Source organism: Paenibacillus sp. JQZ6Y-1, from assembly GCF_040719145.1.
Taxonomy (GTDB): Bacteria; Bacillota; Bacilli; order Paenibacillales; family Paenibacillaceae; genus Saccharibacillus; species Saccharibacillus kandeliae.
Genome location: NZ_JBFDUZ010000001.1, coordinates 2,812,323 through 2,830,650 on the forward strand (window position 1 = coordinate 2,812,323; position 18,328 = coordinate 2,830,650).

Below are 18,328 nucleotides of genomic sequence, written 5' to 3' on the forward strand. Positions count from 1 at the left end.
GTTAATCCTCCTCTTTGCCAACCAGGATGGAGCCAAGACGTACAAAGGTCGCCCCTTCCTCGACAGCTATTTCAAAATCACCCGACATGCCCATGGATAGATGCTGAATCGGCTCTTGCGTTAGTTTCAAGCCGTTCAGCTGATCACGCAATTCCCGCAATCCACGGAACACTGGTCGTGTCTGCTCCGGGTCATCCACTTCTGGTGCCATCGTCATTAATCCAATTACTTGTATATGCGGCATTCCTGCAACCTGCTCTAGCAAGGACTGCGCCTGCTCTGGGGAAATTCCGTATTTGGATTCTTCGCCCGATATATTAATCTGCAAAAATACCTGTACCGTCAAATCGGCTTCCGCCGCCTTTTTCTCCAGCTCTTTGGCAAGAGACAGACGATCCAGTGAATGAATATATTGAAATTTACCGATGACGTCTTTGACTTTGTTTGTTTGCAAATGACCGATAAAGTGCCATACTCCGCGTTCATGCAGAGCTTCCCATTTATCCTTTGCATTTTGCCAGCGATTTTCGCCCAGATGATTCAGCCCGGCATTCAATACACGCTCTGTTTTATCAGTGGATACATACTTGGTCACAGCGACCACCTGTACTTCATCCGCCTGTCGTCCGCTACGCGCACAAGCAGCCTCAATACGCTGCTGTACCTGAGCTATTCGTTCTTGCAATCCCAATCTGTGTCACTCCATTTCTATACCAATCCAGCTTGCCATTCGGCCTGTGCGGCCTCCATCAGCGCGATATGAGAAGAAAAGATCATGATGATCATACGTACACCATCTACTGTATTCGATGTGCTGTGGCTGTATTCCTGCAAAAATCATGATTTCGCGGTTTAATTGTTTTAAATCCAGCCACGTTTTGCCGGGTGATCCCGGTTTTGCATATGTAGGCTCTTGTCCATTACCCTGCAACGCAGCTGTCCAAACATCCACCTTGTCCATGACATACGCATCCACCTCGTAATTGTCCACTCCAATCGAAGGTCCAATAGCAGCGTGTAGATCGGCAGGATGACTGCCATATTGCTGCTGCATCGTACGTACCATCTCACCAGCAATATCGGCGACTGTACCTTTCCAGCCAGCGTGAGCTAGTCCGACTACCTGATGCACTGGATCTATAAAGTATAATGGCACACAATCCGCATAAAAGGAAGTTAACAGCAGACCCGGCACATTTGTCACCAGTCCGTCTGTATCCTGAAACGCACTTTCCCGATCTGCCCAGCCTTTGCCAGCATCATCGGCGGTTACCACTGCAATATGATTGCTATGCACTTGCTCACCACATACCCAGTTTTGCGGTTGAAAGCCCAGTGCTTCGCAAAGCAGACGACGGTTACCCAGCACATCCTCCGGGCGATCCTCCACATGATATGCCAGATTAAACGAATGATACGGCTCTCGGCTAATGCCACCGCGACGTCCCGTAAACCCTGCACTAATGCCACTGCTCCATGCCGAGCAATCCCACGGAAACAGCTCCGGTCCGGTAGTTTGAATACGACTTTCGAATGGTTCCATGCTGCACCTCGCTGTTCAGAAATATAAAACGATCATCTCATATTCGACCTACGTTACAATAGGACATCGCACAGTCTATATACGATGTAAATGAAAAAGACCTGTTTTCCGTAGAAAACAAGTCCTTTCCCTATGCGAACTGCAACGTTCGCTACCGCTGCATTGCAGTCATTTTTACGTTAATTGCTACTATACTCTATCGTTCTAGTCGTTTTTGTGACGGGAACGATTACGCAGGAACGTCGGAATATCCAGTTGATCTCCGCTTGGCTGCTGATTGTTGTTATTGAACTGGCGCGGACTTGGTGCTTTTTCCTCGCTTGGTTCAGTAGAAGAAGATTGAGGCGGCTGTTGTTGTTGCTGCTGTGGCGTCGCTGGACGACGGGAAGGCTGCAACGGCTGCGCCGGTTTGTGTTCAAAGCCTGTCGCAATGACGGTGACTTTGATCTCTTCCTTGAGGTTCTCGTCGATGATCGCACCGAAGATCATATTCACTTCTGGATCAGAAGCACTGATCACGATCTCGGCTGCTTCATTTACTTCATACAGCGACAGGTTGTTGCCGCCAGTGATGTTCATGATCACACCGCGTGCGCCCTCGATGGATGTTTCCAGCAATGGGCTCATGATCGCTTTACGTGCCGCTTCTGCTGCACGGTTCTCGCCTGTTGCTTCACCAATACCCATCAGAGCCGAACCACGCTCGGTCATGATTGTTTTTACATCGGCAAAGTCCAAGTTGATCAGACCTGGTACAGCGATCAAGTCAGAGATACCTTGTACAGCTTGGCGAAGTACATTATCCGCTTCACGGAATGCTTCCAGCATCGGAGTCTTCTTGTCTACGATCTCCAGCAGGCGATCGTTCGGGATCACAATCAGTGTGTCCACTTTTTCTTTCAGTGCTTCGATACCCAATTCAGCTTGAGAGAAGCGTTTGCGTCCTTCAAAGGTGAATGGACGGGTAACAACGCCGACAGTCAGCGCGCCGCATTCTCTGGCGATCTCAGCGATCACTGGAGCTGCACCTGTACCTGTACCGCCACCCATACCAGCGGTTACGAATACCATATCTGCACCCTTCAGGGTATTGCTGATCAGGTCGCGGGATTCTTCCGCTGCCTTTTTACCAACATCCGGGTTTGCACCGGCACCGAGACCGCGAGTCAGCTTGTCGCCAATTTGCAGCTTGTGCTCGGATTTAGCCAGATGCAGTGCCTGTGCATCTGTATTTACCGTTATAAATTCCACGCCTTGAACACCATTTTCAATCATACGGTTCACGGCATTGCTTCCGCCGCCACCTACACCGATGACCTTAATCTGGGCCAGGCTCTCCATTTCGAAATCAAATTCCAACATCTATCCCATCTCCCCCTCATTGTCCATGAATGGCTCGTTTCCAGCAAGAATGAACTTCATCAGATAAATTCACTGAACATATTTTTGAGCCGTTCAATCAAGCCCGGTTTTGCATTGCTTTCCGGGGTCGATGCAGCCTTATTGCGCACCGGTGCTTTTTTGGCTGTTCCGGCTACACTACTGCTGCCACCGCGAATATTGCGGATCACATTGTACAAAATGCCGACACCGCTTGTATAAGCAGGGTCACGTACACCGATATAATCAGGAACCGCCACTCTGACGGAAGCTGCCAATTCTTCACGGGCAATTTCTAAAACGCCCGGCATTGAAACTGTGCCTCCTGTGAGTATATAACCACCAGGCTGCTCATGATAACCGAGACGTACAACTTCCTGACGAATCAGTTCGAAAATTTCCTGTACACGTGGCTCGATAATCGCCGCCAAATCCTGTTGGGTAAATTCCTTATCCACATTGCTGCCGATCCGTTGAACTTTGAATACAACATCCGGCGCGGATTCTTCAACCAGCGCGCAGCCGTACTTCAATTTCACTTTCTCCGCATTTTCCGTGAGGGTACGCAATCCGTACGCAATATCGTTGGTGATAAATTCGCCTCCGATTGGCAATGTAGAAGTTGCTTTGAGCGCACCTTCTTCAAATACAGCAATCGTGGACGAGCCTGCACCGATATCCACTAGTACGGCACCCATTGTTTTCTCATCTTTGGATAGCGCCAATTGACCGGCTCCCAGTGAGATCAAAACCAGATCCTTGATATGTAGATCGGCTTTTTCCACACAGCGGAGCAAATTGTGAATGGATGTTTTGGCACCGGTGATAATGGTTGCCTCGACTTCCAGACGCACTCCGATCATGCCGCGAGGGTCTTGAATTCCTTCTAAACCATCGACGACGTATTGTTTGGCGACAACATCGATAATTTCACGTTCAGGAGGAAGGGCAATTACTTCTGCCGCCTTCAACACCCGTTCGATATCCTCTTCGCCGATTTCACGGTCCTCATTGGATACGGCTACAACTCCATGGCTCGTTTGAAGTCCGATGTGATTTCCCGAAATACCCACGATTACTTCAGATATTTGAATGCCGACCATACGCTCTGCATGATCAACAGCATTTCGGATGGATTGCACAGTCTGATCGATGTCAACGATTGCGCCTTTGCGAATCCCTTCCGAGTCGGCAGATCCAACTCCAATAATATTAAAGGTTCCATTATTAACTTCCCCGATAATAGCACGAACTTTGGATGTACCGATGTCCAAACTAACAATGATGTCATTGTTGCTCAAGCCCCTGGCACCTCCTGCATATTGCATAATAAATGATTGATTTCCAGCGTTTGGCGATATTCCCGCTGACCGGAAATTCAATTTCCGAAAAACATTTTTTTAAAATTGCTCTCTACTTTAGTATTCAACATTACGTATGCTTTCCCTCTTTTTTCTGTAAACTTTTTAAAAGCCGTATGGCAGGTAAAAGTGTAAAGAAAAAAGAATGATCGCGGGGCGTGTGATAGTTCTCAGCAGATGCCTTATCATGTTTGCGAACATCAAAGTTTACAAAACTTTAATATCTGCCAAACTTATTCTAGCATTTTTCTTCCCTCACAGAAAGTGCCGTCGCCATATCCTTATGCCTCTGCGGAAAAAAGGGAAGGCAAATCGCCGTTATACCGTTGCAAAACAGGCGTTTATTGCTCGCCTGTTCCTTCGCTATCCTCGGTCGATTCTGGCTTGAATGGCGTATACGAGTCCGCTTCCAGCATTGTAATAATGCCTGGAGGCTGCGTTTCAATAACCTGATTCAAATACTCCACCTTATCCGCTAGCAGTGAAATGCTCGTAATGACTTCAAACTGCGAACGCGTGTAGATCATAATGCGATCTGGAAAGGAAGGGGTCGGTGAAGGCATAATTTCCGAGATGTCTGACGTCAGTTCATTCGGAATTGTGCCAAGCACCTTGCATAGCTCGACTTTCTCTTTGGCATAATCTGCCCACTGAGTCAGTACCGGTTTCTCGACAGCAACGCCGCGATCATCTGCGCGCACCGATGTACCATTTTGCAGAATCGCTGTCAGCTCACCTGCGCTTGTCAGTTCATATGCGACAACCGGATATTCAGTAATCTGAATATCGACCTGACCGGGAAAATGCTTCGTAATCACAGCATCCTGAATCGCAGGAATCGTCAGCAGTCGCTGCTTGATCGTCGATGCCGATGTACCGTAAAAGGCATCGCCTTTGGCAAGACGCGTCGCATTGAGCAAATCTGTTTTGGACGTAAACGCGTTGCCGGTAAACGTAATCTGCGAAATTTTGCCAACCGGCGAAAACCAGAATACGACACCCGCCACGATAATAAACAGAATGCTCAGTATGACGATCCATCTGGTTTTGGCACTCATCAGCGGCCTGCGTTTGACGGAAGGTCGTACATTAGCAGTAGGTTCATTTTTCGGGACAACAATCAATTTTCGCTTAGGCATGGCATGTCTCCAGTATTTCGTATTTATAGCACCCGGCAGTACAGGCAGGTGTGTTACGCTTGCCGCCAGTCGTTCACGCCTTTTTGTATAGCAAGCGATGAACTAGCTAGATGTACTTGGTCGTTTTACGATTTTACTTGGCGCTTTTAGGATTCTGAGTTAAGCGCTGAATCTCTTCCACCAGTAAAAAGGCAGATTGTGGCGTGCCCAATGTTTTGGCAGCGACCGACATCTTGTGACGCTCTTGCTCATTATCCATAATCCGGTCGATCAGCGCAATCAGCGAATCGCCAGTCAGATCACGTTCTAGCAGCATCTCGGCTGCTCCAGCTTTTCGCAAAGCCAGCGCGTTCGCTTCTTGGTGATTGTTGGTCACATTGGGCGACGGAATCAGAATGGATGGCGTACCTAGCGATGTAATCTCTGCTAACGAGGAAGCCCCTGCTCGACCGATCAATAACGCTGTCGCAGCCAGCACTTCCGGCATATTCGGAATATACGGCAAAATGTGCAAATGCGTCGGAATGGAATCCACTGCATCATTAATTCGCTCGTAAATCTCGTCGTAATATATTTCGCCAGTTACGAACACATAATGCACGTCAGGCTTATTTTTCAACAACGGAGCCGTTTGTACCATTGCTTCAACCAATGCTCTCGCTCCTCGGCTACCACCGACAATCAGAACAATCTGAGCATCTGCCGGTAAGCCGAGCGAAGCCAGTCCGCGTTCGCGGTCCGCATGCTGAACCATAGTGGCACGCGGATTGCCGGTAAATAGCACATGCTTGGCACGCTTGAAGCGCGGAATCGCATCTTCAAAGCTCACAGCTACTGTATTGGCATAGCCGCTCAAAAACAGATTGGTCAATCCTGGCACAGCATTTTGCTCATGGACCAGTGTGGGAACACCCAGCTTGGCTGCCGCATACACAACAGGTCCGCATACATATCCGCCTGTACCAATGACAATATCCGGTTTAAAATCGCGGATCATCTGTTTTGAATTTTTCACACCCTGAATGAAGCGATTGACGGTGCGAATATTTTCAAGTGAAAACAATCGCCTTCTGAATCCAGTAATATCAATTGCTTCAAAGCGCATGCGCGTCTCTGGTACAATCTTCGTTTCCAGTCCACGCTTGCCGCCAATGTACAGAAATTCGGCTTTGATGCCTTGCTCCTTGAATTGCTCAGCAATTGCCAGCGCTGGATAAATGTGACCACCTGTACCGCCGCCTGTCAAAACAATACGCATAATATATTCCTCCTTTCCTCTAAACATGGCATAGCCTTTACAAGTAATGAGTATGCTATAGGGTAAAAATTGAGATAACGATTGAAAATACCAGTATTTATCATAGATGCTGTGGCATATCAGCTTTGGAAATAGAACATCATAGCGTTATGACGGTCCGTCCACTGTATACCATGCACGTATTTGAAAGTGAATAGATACCGTTATAGCGCATGTACCGCTTCTTTGAATTGCTCGCCGCGTACTTCATACGATGAGAACATATCCCAGCTAGCGCATGCAGGTGATAGCAGTACAATATCGCCTGCTGTGGCGAATTGAGTAGCCGCTTGCACCGCTTGGGCAATCGCTTGGGGCGTATTCTCGGTTTCGTCGATGACGGCAACCTGTTCAATCCCCGCCTGCTGGGCAACGTTTGCCAGCTTGTGACGAGTTTCTCCTAGCAGCACCAGTGCCTTCACCTGACTTTGCAATGCAGGTAGCAGATCCATATAATCGGAACCGCGATCCAATCCGCCACCAATCAATACGATATCGCGATCCTGAAACGCAGATAACGCCGTCAGGGTTGCTTTCGTATTGGTTGCTTTGGAATTGTTGTAGTAGTCCACATCGTTATACTGGCGTACATATTCAAGACGATGCTCCACTCCACGGAAGCTGCGCAACGATTCTGCTAGCTGAGCTGGCTCGCAGCCAGCGGCAATCGATATGGCACAGGCAGCAAGCGCATTGGCGACATTATAGCGCCCCGGAATACCAACCTGCGATACCGGCAAAATCTCCACTTCTCCATGCTCATCATGATACATGATGCTGCGTTCGCATTCATCTTCTACATCTTCGATATATGGTGGCGATACGTACAGCGCCGCCGCTAACGGCTGCTCGCTCGATTGCGCAGCATTAGCAATCGCGCTGCCTAATTCCTCATAAATGGAAAACGGCACAATCTTGCCAGCGCTCAGATAAGGAATGATACTACGACAATAGCTGTCATCCCAATTCAATACTGCTGTATCCTGCTCACCTTGATTGGCGAAAATTTTGCGTTTGGATTCTACGTAATCGTCCATCGTGCCGTGGTAATCCAGATGCGTCTCCGCTATATTGAGCAAGCAGGCAATACGTGGATTAAAATCCTGTGTGCCTTTTAACTGAAAGCTACTCAATTCCGCAACAATCATATGCTCTACATGGGGATCAGCTTCTGCTACCGCCTGGCATAATGGAATACCGATATTGCCACCAACGATAGGATTCAGATGCGAGGACTCTAGCATTTTGCCTACCCAAGTGGTGGTGGTCGTTTTGCCGTTGGAGCCTGTGATGCCAATCATCGGAATATCAGTCAAACGATAAGCAAGTTCAACCTCCGTAATGACTTCAATGCCAAGCTCCAGTGCCTGCCGGATAGGCGGGGCAGTATACGGAATCCCCGGATTTTTGACCAGCAGCGCCAGTCCGTCATGGATCAATCCCTCTGGATGACCGCCGCAGATTACCTCTATATTCAATTGTTCCAGTTCCGCCGCTTCCGGCGATTGTTCGCGCGGCTTCAGATCATTGACTGTGACGATGGCACCGAGACGGTGTAGCGCTTTGGCAGCTTCTACACCACTACGAGCTAGACCGATCACGACGACCTGCTGACCAGCATACGATTGAGGATCATTCATTAGGACAACCCCTTGCTAATATAAACTCCAATCACAGCTAGAATCAGGCTTACTGCCCAGAATGTCGTTACAACGCGCCACTCCGACCAACCGGATAATTCAAAATGGTGATGAATCGGTGCCATTTTGAATACGCGTTTGCCGTTACGGGTTTTGTAGGAGACGACCTGAATAACAACGGACAGCAGTTCAATAACGAATACAAGCCCGATGATGAGAAATAGCAGCTCACTTTTGGTGACAATGGCAATACCGCCAATCGCACCACCAATCCCAAGCGAACCCATATCCCCCATAAACACTTTAGCTGGATGGGCATTAAATACGAGAAAGCCAAGAACCGCACCGATCATTGCCGCTGCACATACTGCTGCTGCTGGCGAAGACATTTGAATTGCAATGACCGCATACGCTGCAAATGCAATTGCGCTCACACCGGACAACAATCCATCCACACCATCAGTAAAGTTTACCGCATTGGTGATGGCAAGCAGCATGATGACAATAAACGGATAGTAAAACCAAGGACCCCAGTCAAAAGCAAAACCAGTGCCCGGAATCGCCAGTGCCGTGCTATGCCCTTTTTGAATGAGCAGGAAGCAGATAATCGCTGAAAACAGCAATTGCAAAATCAGCTTCTGCTTGGCAGTTAGACCGAGTGAGCGTTTCAGACCAATTTTGATATAATCGTCCAAAAAGCCGATCAGTCCAAACCCAACGGTCGATGTTAGCAACACCCAGAAATTGATGTCGATCACCGAAAATTTGATATACACGATTGTTGCCGCCAAAATGATGACAATACCGCCCATCGTTGGCGTACCCGCTTTTTTCAAATGCGTTTGCGGTCCATCGTCCCGCACCTGCTGACCGAATTTAATCCGACGTAGCAGTGGAATCAGAATCGGCATCGCAATCAGCGATAAAATAAATGATGCGGCTGCCGCCAATAACAATAATTGAAAATCCATTACATTTACTCCTCCAGCGCTTCTGCTTGGCTTATTGAATCAGGCATCAGCGCCTGTATAACTTCCTCCAGTCTCATACCACGGGATGCTTTCACCAGCACCACATCCCCCTGCTGCACAGTCTCCAGCAGCGCCTGAATCAGCTCTGGCTTGGATGTATAACTGTATACCAGCTCCGATGGCATTTGACGCAGTGCTCCCGCAGCAATGAATCGACCGCGTTCTCCATACGTAAATAGCAAATCCGCATGTTCTGCCGCATACACGCCCATTTGTTCATGGTACGTCTGCTCCTCGCTGCCCAGTTCCAGCATATCGCCCAGCACTGCAATGCGGCGGCTATGACTTTTCATGCTGCTCAGCACATCCAGAGCGGCACGCATAGAGCTTGGACTGGCGTTGTAAGCGTCGTTTAGCAAGGTAGAGCCTTGACGTCCATCCAGCTGTTCAATCCGCATACCGGACAATTGAAGCTGCGACAGACCGATACGAATCTGTTCATCGGTAACATGGAAGTAGCGTGCCACAGCCATCGCTGACAATGCGTTTGTTACATTGTGTAGTCCAGGCAGCGGTAGCGTCCAAGCGTCATCCGGCAAATCATTCGTGGTGAAAATGGTAGTCCGTCCCTGTGCCATCACACCCGTAACATGCAGATCATTCTGCTGCTCCACGCCAAATGTCAACGTAGCCATATCCCGTTGCTTGAGTTTCGGCTCCGCTAGCACCTGATGCAACAGCGGTTCATCACCGTTATAGATCAGCAGACCACCCGCCTGCAAACCGCTGACGATTTCTAGCTTCGCACGGGCGATTTCCTCACGTGTACCGAGCTGTTCCAGATGCGACTCCCCGATATTGGTAATGATCACAGCATGTGGACGCGCGATATTCGATAACAGCTCGATCTCGCCCCGTGCACGCATACCCATCTCCAAAATCAGCACTTCCGTATTCGCTGGCATATCCAAAATGGTCAATGGCAGACCGATGTGACTGTTAAAGTTGCCTTGTGTTTTGTGCACACGATATGCCTGCTTCAGCAAAGCCTCTACCATGTCCTTAGTCGTTGTTTTACCATTGGAGCCAGTAATGCCGATCACGCGCGGCTGTGTCTGGTTCAAATACGACCGTGACAACTGCTGCAATGCCTGTAACGTATCTTCCACAAGAATGATAGTACCAGCTGGCGGCGTACCATGATCATGCTGCCAGAAGGATACCGCTGCTCCAGCGGATAGCACACCGGCGACAAAATCATGACCGTCAGCACGTTCACCGATAATCGGAACAAACAGACAGCCTTCATACACTTTACGCGAATCGATAACGACACCGTGCCAAACGGCTTCAGCGTCGCCTTGCAGCTGTCCGCCACACATGTCGGCTAATTGACTCATTGTTGTTTTTATCACTGGTTAAGACCCCTTATCGCTTCTTTGGCTACAAGCCGATCATCAAAATCGATAACCTCCGTACCGATAATCTGGTACGTTTCATGCCCTTTGCCCGCAATCAATAGTACATCGCCAGGCTGCGCCATTTCAACCGCTTTTTGAATCGCGGTACGACGATCAGCGATCAACTCATACCGCTCAGTCGAAATCCGGTCTTCCTGCAAACCGGCTTCAATTTCACTAAGGATGGATAATGGTTCTTCCGTACGCGGATTGTCCGAAGTGATAAAGGTATAATCACTGTATGTTGCGGCTACTTTGCCCATTAACGGACGCTTCGTCCGATCACGGTCACCACCACATCCAAACACGGTAATGATACGCTGCTCGGCAAACTCCTTGATCGTAGACAATACGTTGTCCAGACCGTCCGGTGTATGCGCATAATCAACAATTACAGCAAACGGCTGTCCAGCATCGACTAGCTCAACCCGTCCATCTACACCGGGAATGCGTTCCAAACTAGCGGCAATTTGCTCTAGCGGTACGTCCTCGATCAGTGCAGCGGTCAAAGCGGCAAGTGCATTGTAGACGTTAAACGTTCCGACCATCTTCAATGTGATGTCGGCAGAACCTCGGAAGGTATCTACATGAAACGTCGTGCCTGCGGATGTAATGGAAATGCGCGAGGCACGTACATCCGCTTGTTGTTCTACTCCGTATGTAATCACATCAGCTGCGGTAATACGGCGGAAATAGTCTGCTGCGGGATCGTCGATGTTCAAAACTGCATATTTGCGCTCGTGAGGTTGACCGTAGCTATTGCCAAGCCGAGAAAAAAACAATCCCTTCGCGGCAATGTAGTCAGCCATCGTATGATGATAATCCAGATGATCCTGACTGATATTGGTGAATATGGCGGTGCGATAATCCGTACCTTTTACCCGTCCTTGCTCCAATGCATGGGATGATACCTCCATCACACAGCACTGTACGCCTTCATCTGCCATATTCCCTAGCAGACGTTGCAGTTCTAGCGCTTCCGGCGTTGTGCGCGGCATCGGCACTGACTGCCCATTATAGCGCATCTCGATCGTACCGATCAGTCCAGTATTGATCTGATGATCATTCATAATACGCTCAATTAGATAAGAAGTTGTGGTCTTACCATTCGTTCCAGTCACACCAATCATATTCAAGCGCTGACTCGGATAGTTGTAAAAGGTATTGCCCAGCACTGCCATCGCATGGCGACAACTGCTGACAATCAGCTGCGGTACATCCAGTTCCAGCACACGCTCAACGACAAGTGCGACTGCACCTTGCTGAACTGCCTTTTCCGCAAAATCATGTCCATCTACCGTAAAACCGGGCAAACAGATAAACAGGTCACCCTGTTGAACCTTACGCGAATCCACCTCCATTCCCGAAAATTCCGCAGCCGGATCACCGTGAATCCGGGACGTTATCAATAACTTTGCGGCTTCAGATAGCAGCATGCGTATTCCTCTTTTCCAAAATTAATAACGATACCCGGCAACAATCAAGCGCTCAGAAGTAGGCTTCTGTCGCCGATTGTTGCCGGGTTATCACAGATGGTGCATACATCAACTAGTTGGTTGGAGCGCCCTTGGGCTCTGGAATATTCAGACTACCATCCGCATTGGTGGTGGCAGTGCCAGAGCTTTCGGACTTGTCGGATGTCGAACTATCAGCAGAATTGCTACTGTCGGCAGATGTTTCGGACGAACTACTGTCCTTCTCGTCAGTTTGTGTATCATCCGTACCTGTTTCGGCAGGATCTGCAGCATCATTCGTATCCTTTGCATCTATTGCATTTTCCTCTGGATCATCAATACCAGTGACAGTTGCTTTCGCAGATTTGAGCGTCAGGGTGATCGCGCGGCGACCATTGCCTTCTGACTCCACTTGCTCGGCAACATAGCCTGTACCTACTGTAGTAACCTCCACTTTCATGAGATTCAGAATTTCCAGCGCATCACGTAAGGATTCGCCCTTCAAATCTGGAATCGCCATTTTGGTTGGGTCTTCGGTCATCAGATAGATACTTTGACCGCTTCCTAATATAGCACCAGCTGCTGGATACTGCTTAACGACTTTGGTGCCAGAACCGACAACCTTGTACGAAATCCCACCTGCCAGCAGTTTTTTCTTAGCTTCATCCAGCGATTTGCTTGTTAGGGTCGGCGCTGTATACGATACCTGCATCGGTTGGGATTTGGCAGTCGCTTGCTGAGCAGTTGCGTCCTCGGCTACTTTGGCTACACCCATGTATGGAAGTGCCTGACTGACGATTTTTTTGAAAATTGGAGCTGCTGCTGTACCACCACCCAGCGCAGAGTTAGCAGGCTGATCCACAACAACAATCATAGCGATTTTTGGATCATTTGCCGGTGCAAAACCAATAAAGGATACAACCTGTTTGGTATAGTCGTATTTTCCGTTGATAACTTTTACAGCCGTACCAGTTTTACCTGCTACGCGGTATCCTTCGATATACGCATGGCGCCCTGTTCCTATATCCTGATCGGATACCACTTGTTCCAGATAGCCACGGACTTTGGCGGAATTGGCGGCATCAATCACTTGACGAACCTCATGTGTAGGCGTATCTGTAGTCACACCCGTATTCGGATCGGTAATGGATTGCACCAGATGTGGCGTTAACAGTTTGCCGCCATTCGCTACAGCCGCTACAGCTGCAAGCTGCTGTAAAGGGGTAACCTGTACGCGACCATGTCCATATGCCGCTGTTGCAACTTCTGTTTTGATATTAGGACGAATGGTAATCGCACCAGAAACCTCTCCGGGCAGATCAATCCCTGTTTTCACACCAAAACCAAAATCATCAATATACTTGCGCAGTCTCTCAGCACCCAGCATTTCGTATCCCAATTTAACAAAAGCTACGTTACTGGAGCGCTTCAGACCGGTTAAATACGTAATTGGTCCCCAGCCGACACGGTTAATATCGTGCAGTGTAGTATTGCCGACACGAATGGTACCAGACTGGTATGTTGCTTCTGGATTGAACAAGCCTTCTTGCACAGCACCGGATAACGTCACAATTTTAAACGTCGACCCCGGCTCATAGATCGCTTTGATACCCAGATTCAGAAAATCATTATACTGACTCGCAGGAACTTCATTATACTTATTCGGATCAAATGTCGGCATATTGGCCATTGCTAAAATGCCCATAGTATTTGGATCGGCTGCAATCACAGTAATACTTTTCGGTTGCAGCTGCTCATACGCTTCCTTCATTGCCTGTTCGGTATAATATTGGATCGTTTCATCGATTGTCAGCTTCAAGTTATCGCCGTTTTTGGCAGGTGTATACGCATCCTGTGAATCTGGAAGCTTGTCTCCCTGACGATCATGCTGGTACTGGATTTTTCCATCCGTCCCTTTGAGCTGCTGATCATAGTAAGCTTCAATACCGGCAACAGCCTTGCCTTCTTTATCCGTATAACCAAGTACGTGAGAAGCCAATTCATTTTTCGGATAATACCGTTTGGAACTCTCCACCAAATACAAACCAGCATCATATTTTTGATCAATCTGCTGTTTTAACTTGGCAATAAGAGCATTCACTTGATCGGCTTTGTCTTGTGGAATCAGACGACCGCCGCTATTCAGCTCACGCCATGTACGCAGTTCGCCTTTATCATTTTTGGACGTTGCCTGCTTTTCGATTTCGGATTCATCGGTGCCTAGAATCTCATGCAATCCACTGACAACTTCATTTTTGATGCCGTATTTCTCAATGATTTGGGGATTCAGCGCCACATTGTATGCCGGTGCATCAATCGCCATCTCATTGCCGTTACGGTCGGTAATCGTACCACGCTGGGCTTTAATTACACTGTTTTGCGTCCAGTTATCCACAGCACGCTCATGCCAGCTAGAGCCCTGTACAATCTGCAACCAGAAAATACGCATGACTAGGACGACAAAAAGGAGGGCTATGCACCCTCCCATTAATAAAGTGCGAAGTCTTATTCGTTTATTCACTGCGGTTATCCCTCGCTTTACTTGCTGTCTTGGTTATCGGACGACGAGGTTGTTGTTCCCTTTTCACGCGAAACCTGAATCGGATCGGTTACAGGTTGTATGTACCCCAGAGCAGTTGCACGCTCTACCACTTCATTTTCCAGCAGGTGTTTACGCAGATCATTTTGAACGGTTTCCTTTTGCAGTGTTGCGGTTGCACTTGCCATGTTTTGAACATTTTTGTTCACTTCATAAATATAGGCGTAGCGCCACAGGATGATTCCCGCAATGATGACACAGGCGAAAATGGTACCCAGATACAGCATTTTCTCCTGCATTGGCAGGGCTGAACGACGGACAACCACTTTTGTCGTTTCCCGATACTTGCGGACAACCTTTTCGGTAGCCTTTTGCTTGACCGCCAGATTCCCTCTTGTATAAGCCATTAGCCCGTCTCCTTATTGTTGATTTTGGTTTTGTTTGTCCACCTTTTCCGCTACTCGCAATTTGGCTGATCTTGCGCGCTTGTTGGTTGTGATTTCATTATCGGATGGAAGTACCGGTTTGCGGTTGACCAGTTTCAGTTCACCGCCGTTACTCACATACACAGGAAATCCGGGTGGTGCCACATTCTTTTCGAGTTTTTCAGCAAAAATTTGTTTGCACAGACGGTCCTCCAAAGAGTGGAACGTAATCACGGATACGCGTCCGCCTGGCTTTAAGCAGCGAATCGACTGTTGCAGCGCTTCTTCAAAAGCACCCAGTTCGTCATTCACAGCAATACGAAGCGCCTGAAAGCTGCGCTTGGCTGGATGACCACCAGTTCTGCGTGCGGCTGCTGGAATGCCTTCCTTGACCAGCTCCGCCAGTTCCCCCGTCGTTTCAATCGGCTGTACGGCACGGCGTTTACCGATAACAGCAGCAATGCGTCTTGAAAATTTTTCTTCGCCATAACGATATAGTATGCGGGCAATTTCGTCTTCAGGCCACGTGTTCACAATGGTGCGTGCAGTCAGTTCGCTGGACTGGTCCATTCGCATGTCCAGCACGGCATCGTGATTGTAACTGAATCCCCTCTCGGCATCGTCAAATTGAGGTGAAGAAACACCAAGGTCAAACAAAATACCGTCCACTTGCGGAATTCCGTCCTCTGTTGTCGGTACACCCGCTTCTAAAAGCTTCTCCTCCAAATGACGGAAATTGCTTTTGATGAGTGTGACTACATCGGCAAATGGTGCCAGTACCTGTTCAGCATTGCGCAATGCCGTGTCATCCTGATCAAAGGCAATGAGTCGTCCGCCTGCTTCTAACCCGGCTGCGATAACGCTGCTGTGTCCTGCTCCCCCGAGCGTACAGTCGACATAAATACCATCAGGCTTGACCTCAAGTGCATTGGTCGCTTCTTCTTTTAATACAGTGATGTGATGAAACAAGTTGTTAAACCTCCCAGACGATTACAGATCAAGATCAAAATCAACCAGCTTTTCGGCAATTTCATTAAATGATTGTTCTGATTCGTTATAATATTGTTCCCAAACGGAACGGCTCCAAATCTCCACACGATTCGATACACCGATAATGGTGCATTCCTTGTCTAGCTGTGCGTATTGGCGCAGATTACCAGGCACATTCACTCTGCCCTGCTTATCCCATTCGCCCTCAGCTGCACCGGAAAAGAAAAACCGTGTAAATGCGCGTGCATCCGCCTTCATCAAAGACAGCGATTTGAGCTTTTGTTCAAGAAGAGACCACTCCTCTAGTGGATAGATGAAAAGGCAATGGTCCAGACCGCGGGTCATTACAAACGATTGGCCGAGAAGTTCGCGAAATTTGGCAGGAATAATAATCCGTCCCTTATCGTCAATGTTATGCTGAAATTCTCCCATGAACATTGGCGGCTCACTCCTTTTACCCATCATTCCCCACTTTGCACCACTTTCCACCACCTATCTAGCATAATAGATTCGTCGACTAAAATCAAAATCCTTCTCAACATGTCAATTTTTTTGAAAAAAATTATACTTTTTTTAATTTTTTATGTAATGAAGCATGTTGCTTTGCAAAAAAGCATGTAAAAAGCCCGACTCTCCTATATCGGAGAAATCGGGCTTTTTGCTTATAGCCATGTTCTGCATATTCATTCCATAGTAACTTGATTGTTGAATATTTGCATTGTATGGCCTTATATAAGGAAGAAATATATCTTAAGACCAGCTGTCCAGATACTTTTTCTGCTCATCTGTCAGGCTGTCGATACCGATACCGACGCTTTCCAGACGATAACGTGCTACTTTCTCGTCCAGCTCGTAAGGTACGTTGATGACGCCTGCACCAAGCTGCTCATAGTTCTCATTCACATAACGAAGACCAACCGCCTGCAGAGCAAATGTCATATCCATAATTTCCGCTGGATGACCGTCCGCTGCGCCAAGGTTAACCAAACGACCTTCAGCCAGCAAATAAATGCGGCGTCCGTCTTTCAGCTTGTATTCTTCAATATTTTTGCGAGCTGTTGTGATCGATACGGCGCGTGCCGCCAGATCTGGTTTGTTCGCTTCAACATCAAAGTGACCCGCATTACATACGATAGCGCCGTCTTTCATCACATCATAGTGCTCGCCAACGATAACGCTCTTATTCCCAGTTACCGTAATAAAGAAGTTGCCATGTTTGGCTGCTTCAATCATCGGCATCACATGAAAACCGTCCATATGTGCTTCTACCGCTTTGATCGCATCCACTTCGGTTACGATTACGTTAGCACCCAGACCTTTCGCACGCATTGCTACCCCTTTACCACACCAGCCGTAGCCTACAACGACAACAGTGGAACCAGCAATCATCAGATTGGTTGTACGAATAATACCATCGAATACTGATTGACCTGTACCATAACGGTTGTCAAACAGATGCTTGCAATATGCGTCGTTGACCGCTACCATCGGCAAGGTCAGCGTGCCTTCTTTTTGCAGAGCTTTCAGACGAATAATGCCGGTTGTCGTTTCTTCCGCACCACCGCGGATACCTTCCAGCAAGTCAGGACGTTCGCCGTGCATCAGCGTAATCAGATCACCACCATCGTCAATGATCAGATCAGGGCGTGTTTCCAGTGCATGCAGAACGAGCGATTTGTACTCAGCAGGCTGCGGATTGTATTTGGCAAATACAGTGATGCCATCTTCCACCAGAGCAGCACATACATCATCCTGTGTGGACAGTGGGTTACTACCAGTAATTGTGACTTCCGCACCGCCAGCTTGTACCACTTTTGCCAGATACGCCGTTTTGGCTTCCAGATGCAGACAGATTGTAACCTTCAATCCTTTAAAAGGCAGATCTCGTTCGAATTCTTCTTTGATCCGGTTCAATACCGGCATATGGGAAGCCACCCATTCAATTTTGCGGTGCCCTTCCGGCGCAAGCGCCATGTCCGCTACGATGCTTTTTTCTAAGGACGGCAATGTCATATTTAATTTCCTCCACTATTCGATGAGCCTGTCATCTTTTTTAAATTCATCAATACTTCCATATTAAGCGTTGAATGAAAACAAAAGCAACCAACAATTGTTGTTGGCTGCTTTTG

The 18,328-nt window shown here is 48.1% G+C and carries 15 protein-coding genes; all 15 read right to left on the bottom strand.

Features of this window, described 5'->3' with window-relative positions:
* Position 1: 1 nt before the first annotated feature.
* Entirely contained in the window at positions 2-691 is a 690-nt protein-coding gene (locus tag ABXR35_RS12050; protein ID WP_367060068.1) for a YggS family pyridoxal phosphate-dependent enzyme, read from the bottom strand.
* A 6-nt stretch (positions 692-697) separates the two neighbouring features.
* Positions 698-1,543: a peptidoglycan editing factor PgeF gene (gene pgeF / locus ABXR35_RS12055; RefSeq protein WP_367060069.1), complete on the bottom strand. Its 846-nt coding sequence runs from the start codon at positions 1,541-1,543 to the stop codon at positions 698-700.
* 204 nt (positions 1,544-1,747) lie between these two features.
* Positions 1,748-2,905 (bottom strand): cell division protein FtsZ, encoded by a 1,158-nt coding sequence (gene ftsZ, locus ABXR35_RS12060; RefSeq protein ID WP_367060072.1) that lies wholly within the window; start codon positions 2,903-2,905, stop codon positions 1,748-1,750.
* A gap of 59 nt (positions 2,906-2,964) precedes the next feature.
* Positions 2,965-4,224 carry a cell division protein FtsA gene (gene ftsA, locus ABXR35_RS12065; RefSeq protein ID WP_367060074.1) on the bottom strand — a complete coding sequence of 420 codons (1,260 nt, stop codon included), beginning with the start codon at positions 4,222-4,224 and terminating at the stop codon, positions 2,965-2,967.
* A gap of 401 nt (positions 4,225-4,625) precedes the next feature.
* Positions 4,626-5,423, bottom strand: coding sequence for a cell division protein FtsQ/DivIB (locus ABXR35_RS12070; RefSeq protein ID WP_367060077.1), 798 nt, complete (start codon positions 5,421-5,423; stop codon positions 4,626-4,628).
* Between the two features lie 133 nt (positions 5,424-5,556).
* Positions 5,557-6,681 (bottom strand): undecaprenyldiphospho-muramoylpentapeptide beta-N-acetylglucosaminyltransferase, encoded by a 1,125-nt coding sequence (murG, locus tag ABXR35_RS12075; protein ID WP_367060079.1) that lies wholly within the window; start codon positions 6,679-6,681, stop codon positions 5,557-5,559.
* A gap of 203 nt (positions 6,682-6,884) precedes the next feature.
* On the bottom strand, positions 6,885-8,360 hold the full coding sequence (gene murD / locus ABXR35_RS12080; protein ID WP_367060081.1) for a UDP-N-acetylmuramoyl-L-alanine--D-glutamate ligase: 1,476 nt from the start codon (positions 8,358-8,360) through the stop codon (positions 6,885-6,887).
* Positions 8,360-9,331, bottom strand: a complete 972-nt coding sequence (gene mraY, locus ABXR35_RS12085) for a phospho-N-acetylmuramoyl-pentapeptide-transferase (RefSeq protein WP_367060084.1) — start codon at positions 9,329-9,331, stop codon at positions 8,360-8,362. The genes murD and mraY overlap by 1 nt, the downstream gene beginning before the upstream one ends.
* 5 nt (positions 9,332-9,336) lie before the next feature.
* Complete coding sequence (locus tag ABXR35_RS12090) at positions 9,337-10,743, bottom strand: UDP-N-acetylmuramoyl-tripeptide--D-alanyl-D-alanine ligase (protein WP_367061397.1); 1,407 nt, start codon at positions 10,741-10,743, stop codon at positions 9,337-9,339.
* A complete protein-coding gene (locus tag ABXR35_RS12095; protein WP_367060086.1) occupies positions 10,743-12,227 on the bottom strand; it encodes a UDP-N-acetylmuramoyl-L-alanyl-D-glutamate--2,6-diaminopimelate ligase in 1,485 nt (494 codons plus the stop codon). Before ABXR35_RS12095 ends, ABXR35_RS12090 begins: the two co-directional genes overlap by 1 nt.
* A 112-nt stretch (positions 12,228-12,339) precedes the next feature.
* The gene (locus tag ABXR35_RS12100) at positions 12,340-14,766 is read right to left on the bottom strand and encodes a penicillin-binding transpeptidase domain-containing protein (protein ID WP_436669332.1); all 2,427 of its coding nucleotides are present in this window, start codon (positions 14,764-14,766) and stop codon (positions 12,340-12,342) included.
* Positions 14,767-14,783: 17 nt separating this feature from the next.
* Positions 14,784-15,191 carry a hypothetical protein gene (locus ABXR35_RS12105; RefSeq protein ID WP_367060090.1) on the bottom strand — a complete coding sequence of 136 codons (408 nt, stop codon included), beginning with the start codon at positions 15,189-15,191 and terminating at the stop codon, positions 14,784-14,786.
* 12 nt (positions 15,192-15,203) lie between these two features.
* Positions 15,204-16,178 (bottom strand): 16S rRNA (cytosine(1402)-N(4))-methyltransferase RsmH, encoded by a 975-nt coding sequence (gene rsmH / locus ABXR35_RS12110; RefSeq protein WP_367060092.1) that lies wholly within the window; start codon positions 16,176-16,178, stop codon positions 15,204-15,206.
* Between the two features lie 21 nt (positions 16,179-16,199).
* Positions 16,200-16,637, bottom strand: coding sequence for a division/cell wall cluster transcriptional repressor MraZ (gene mraZ / locus ABXR35_RS12115; RefSeq protein WP_367060094.1), 438 nt, complete (start codon positions 16,635-16,637; stop codon positions 16,200-16,202).
* A gap of 312 nt (positions 16,638-16,949) precedes the next feature.
* Positions 16,950-18,212: an adenosylhomocysteinase gene (locus ABXR35_RS12120; RefSeq protein ID WP_367060096.1), complete on the bottom strand. Its 1,263-nt coding sequence runs from the start codon at positions 18,210-18,212 to the stop codon at positions 16,950-16,952.
* Between the last annotated feature and the right edge of the window lie 116 nt (positions 18,213-18,328).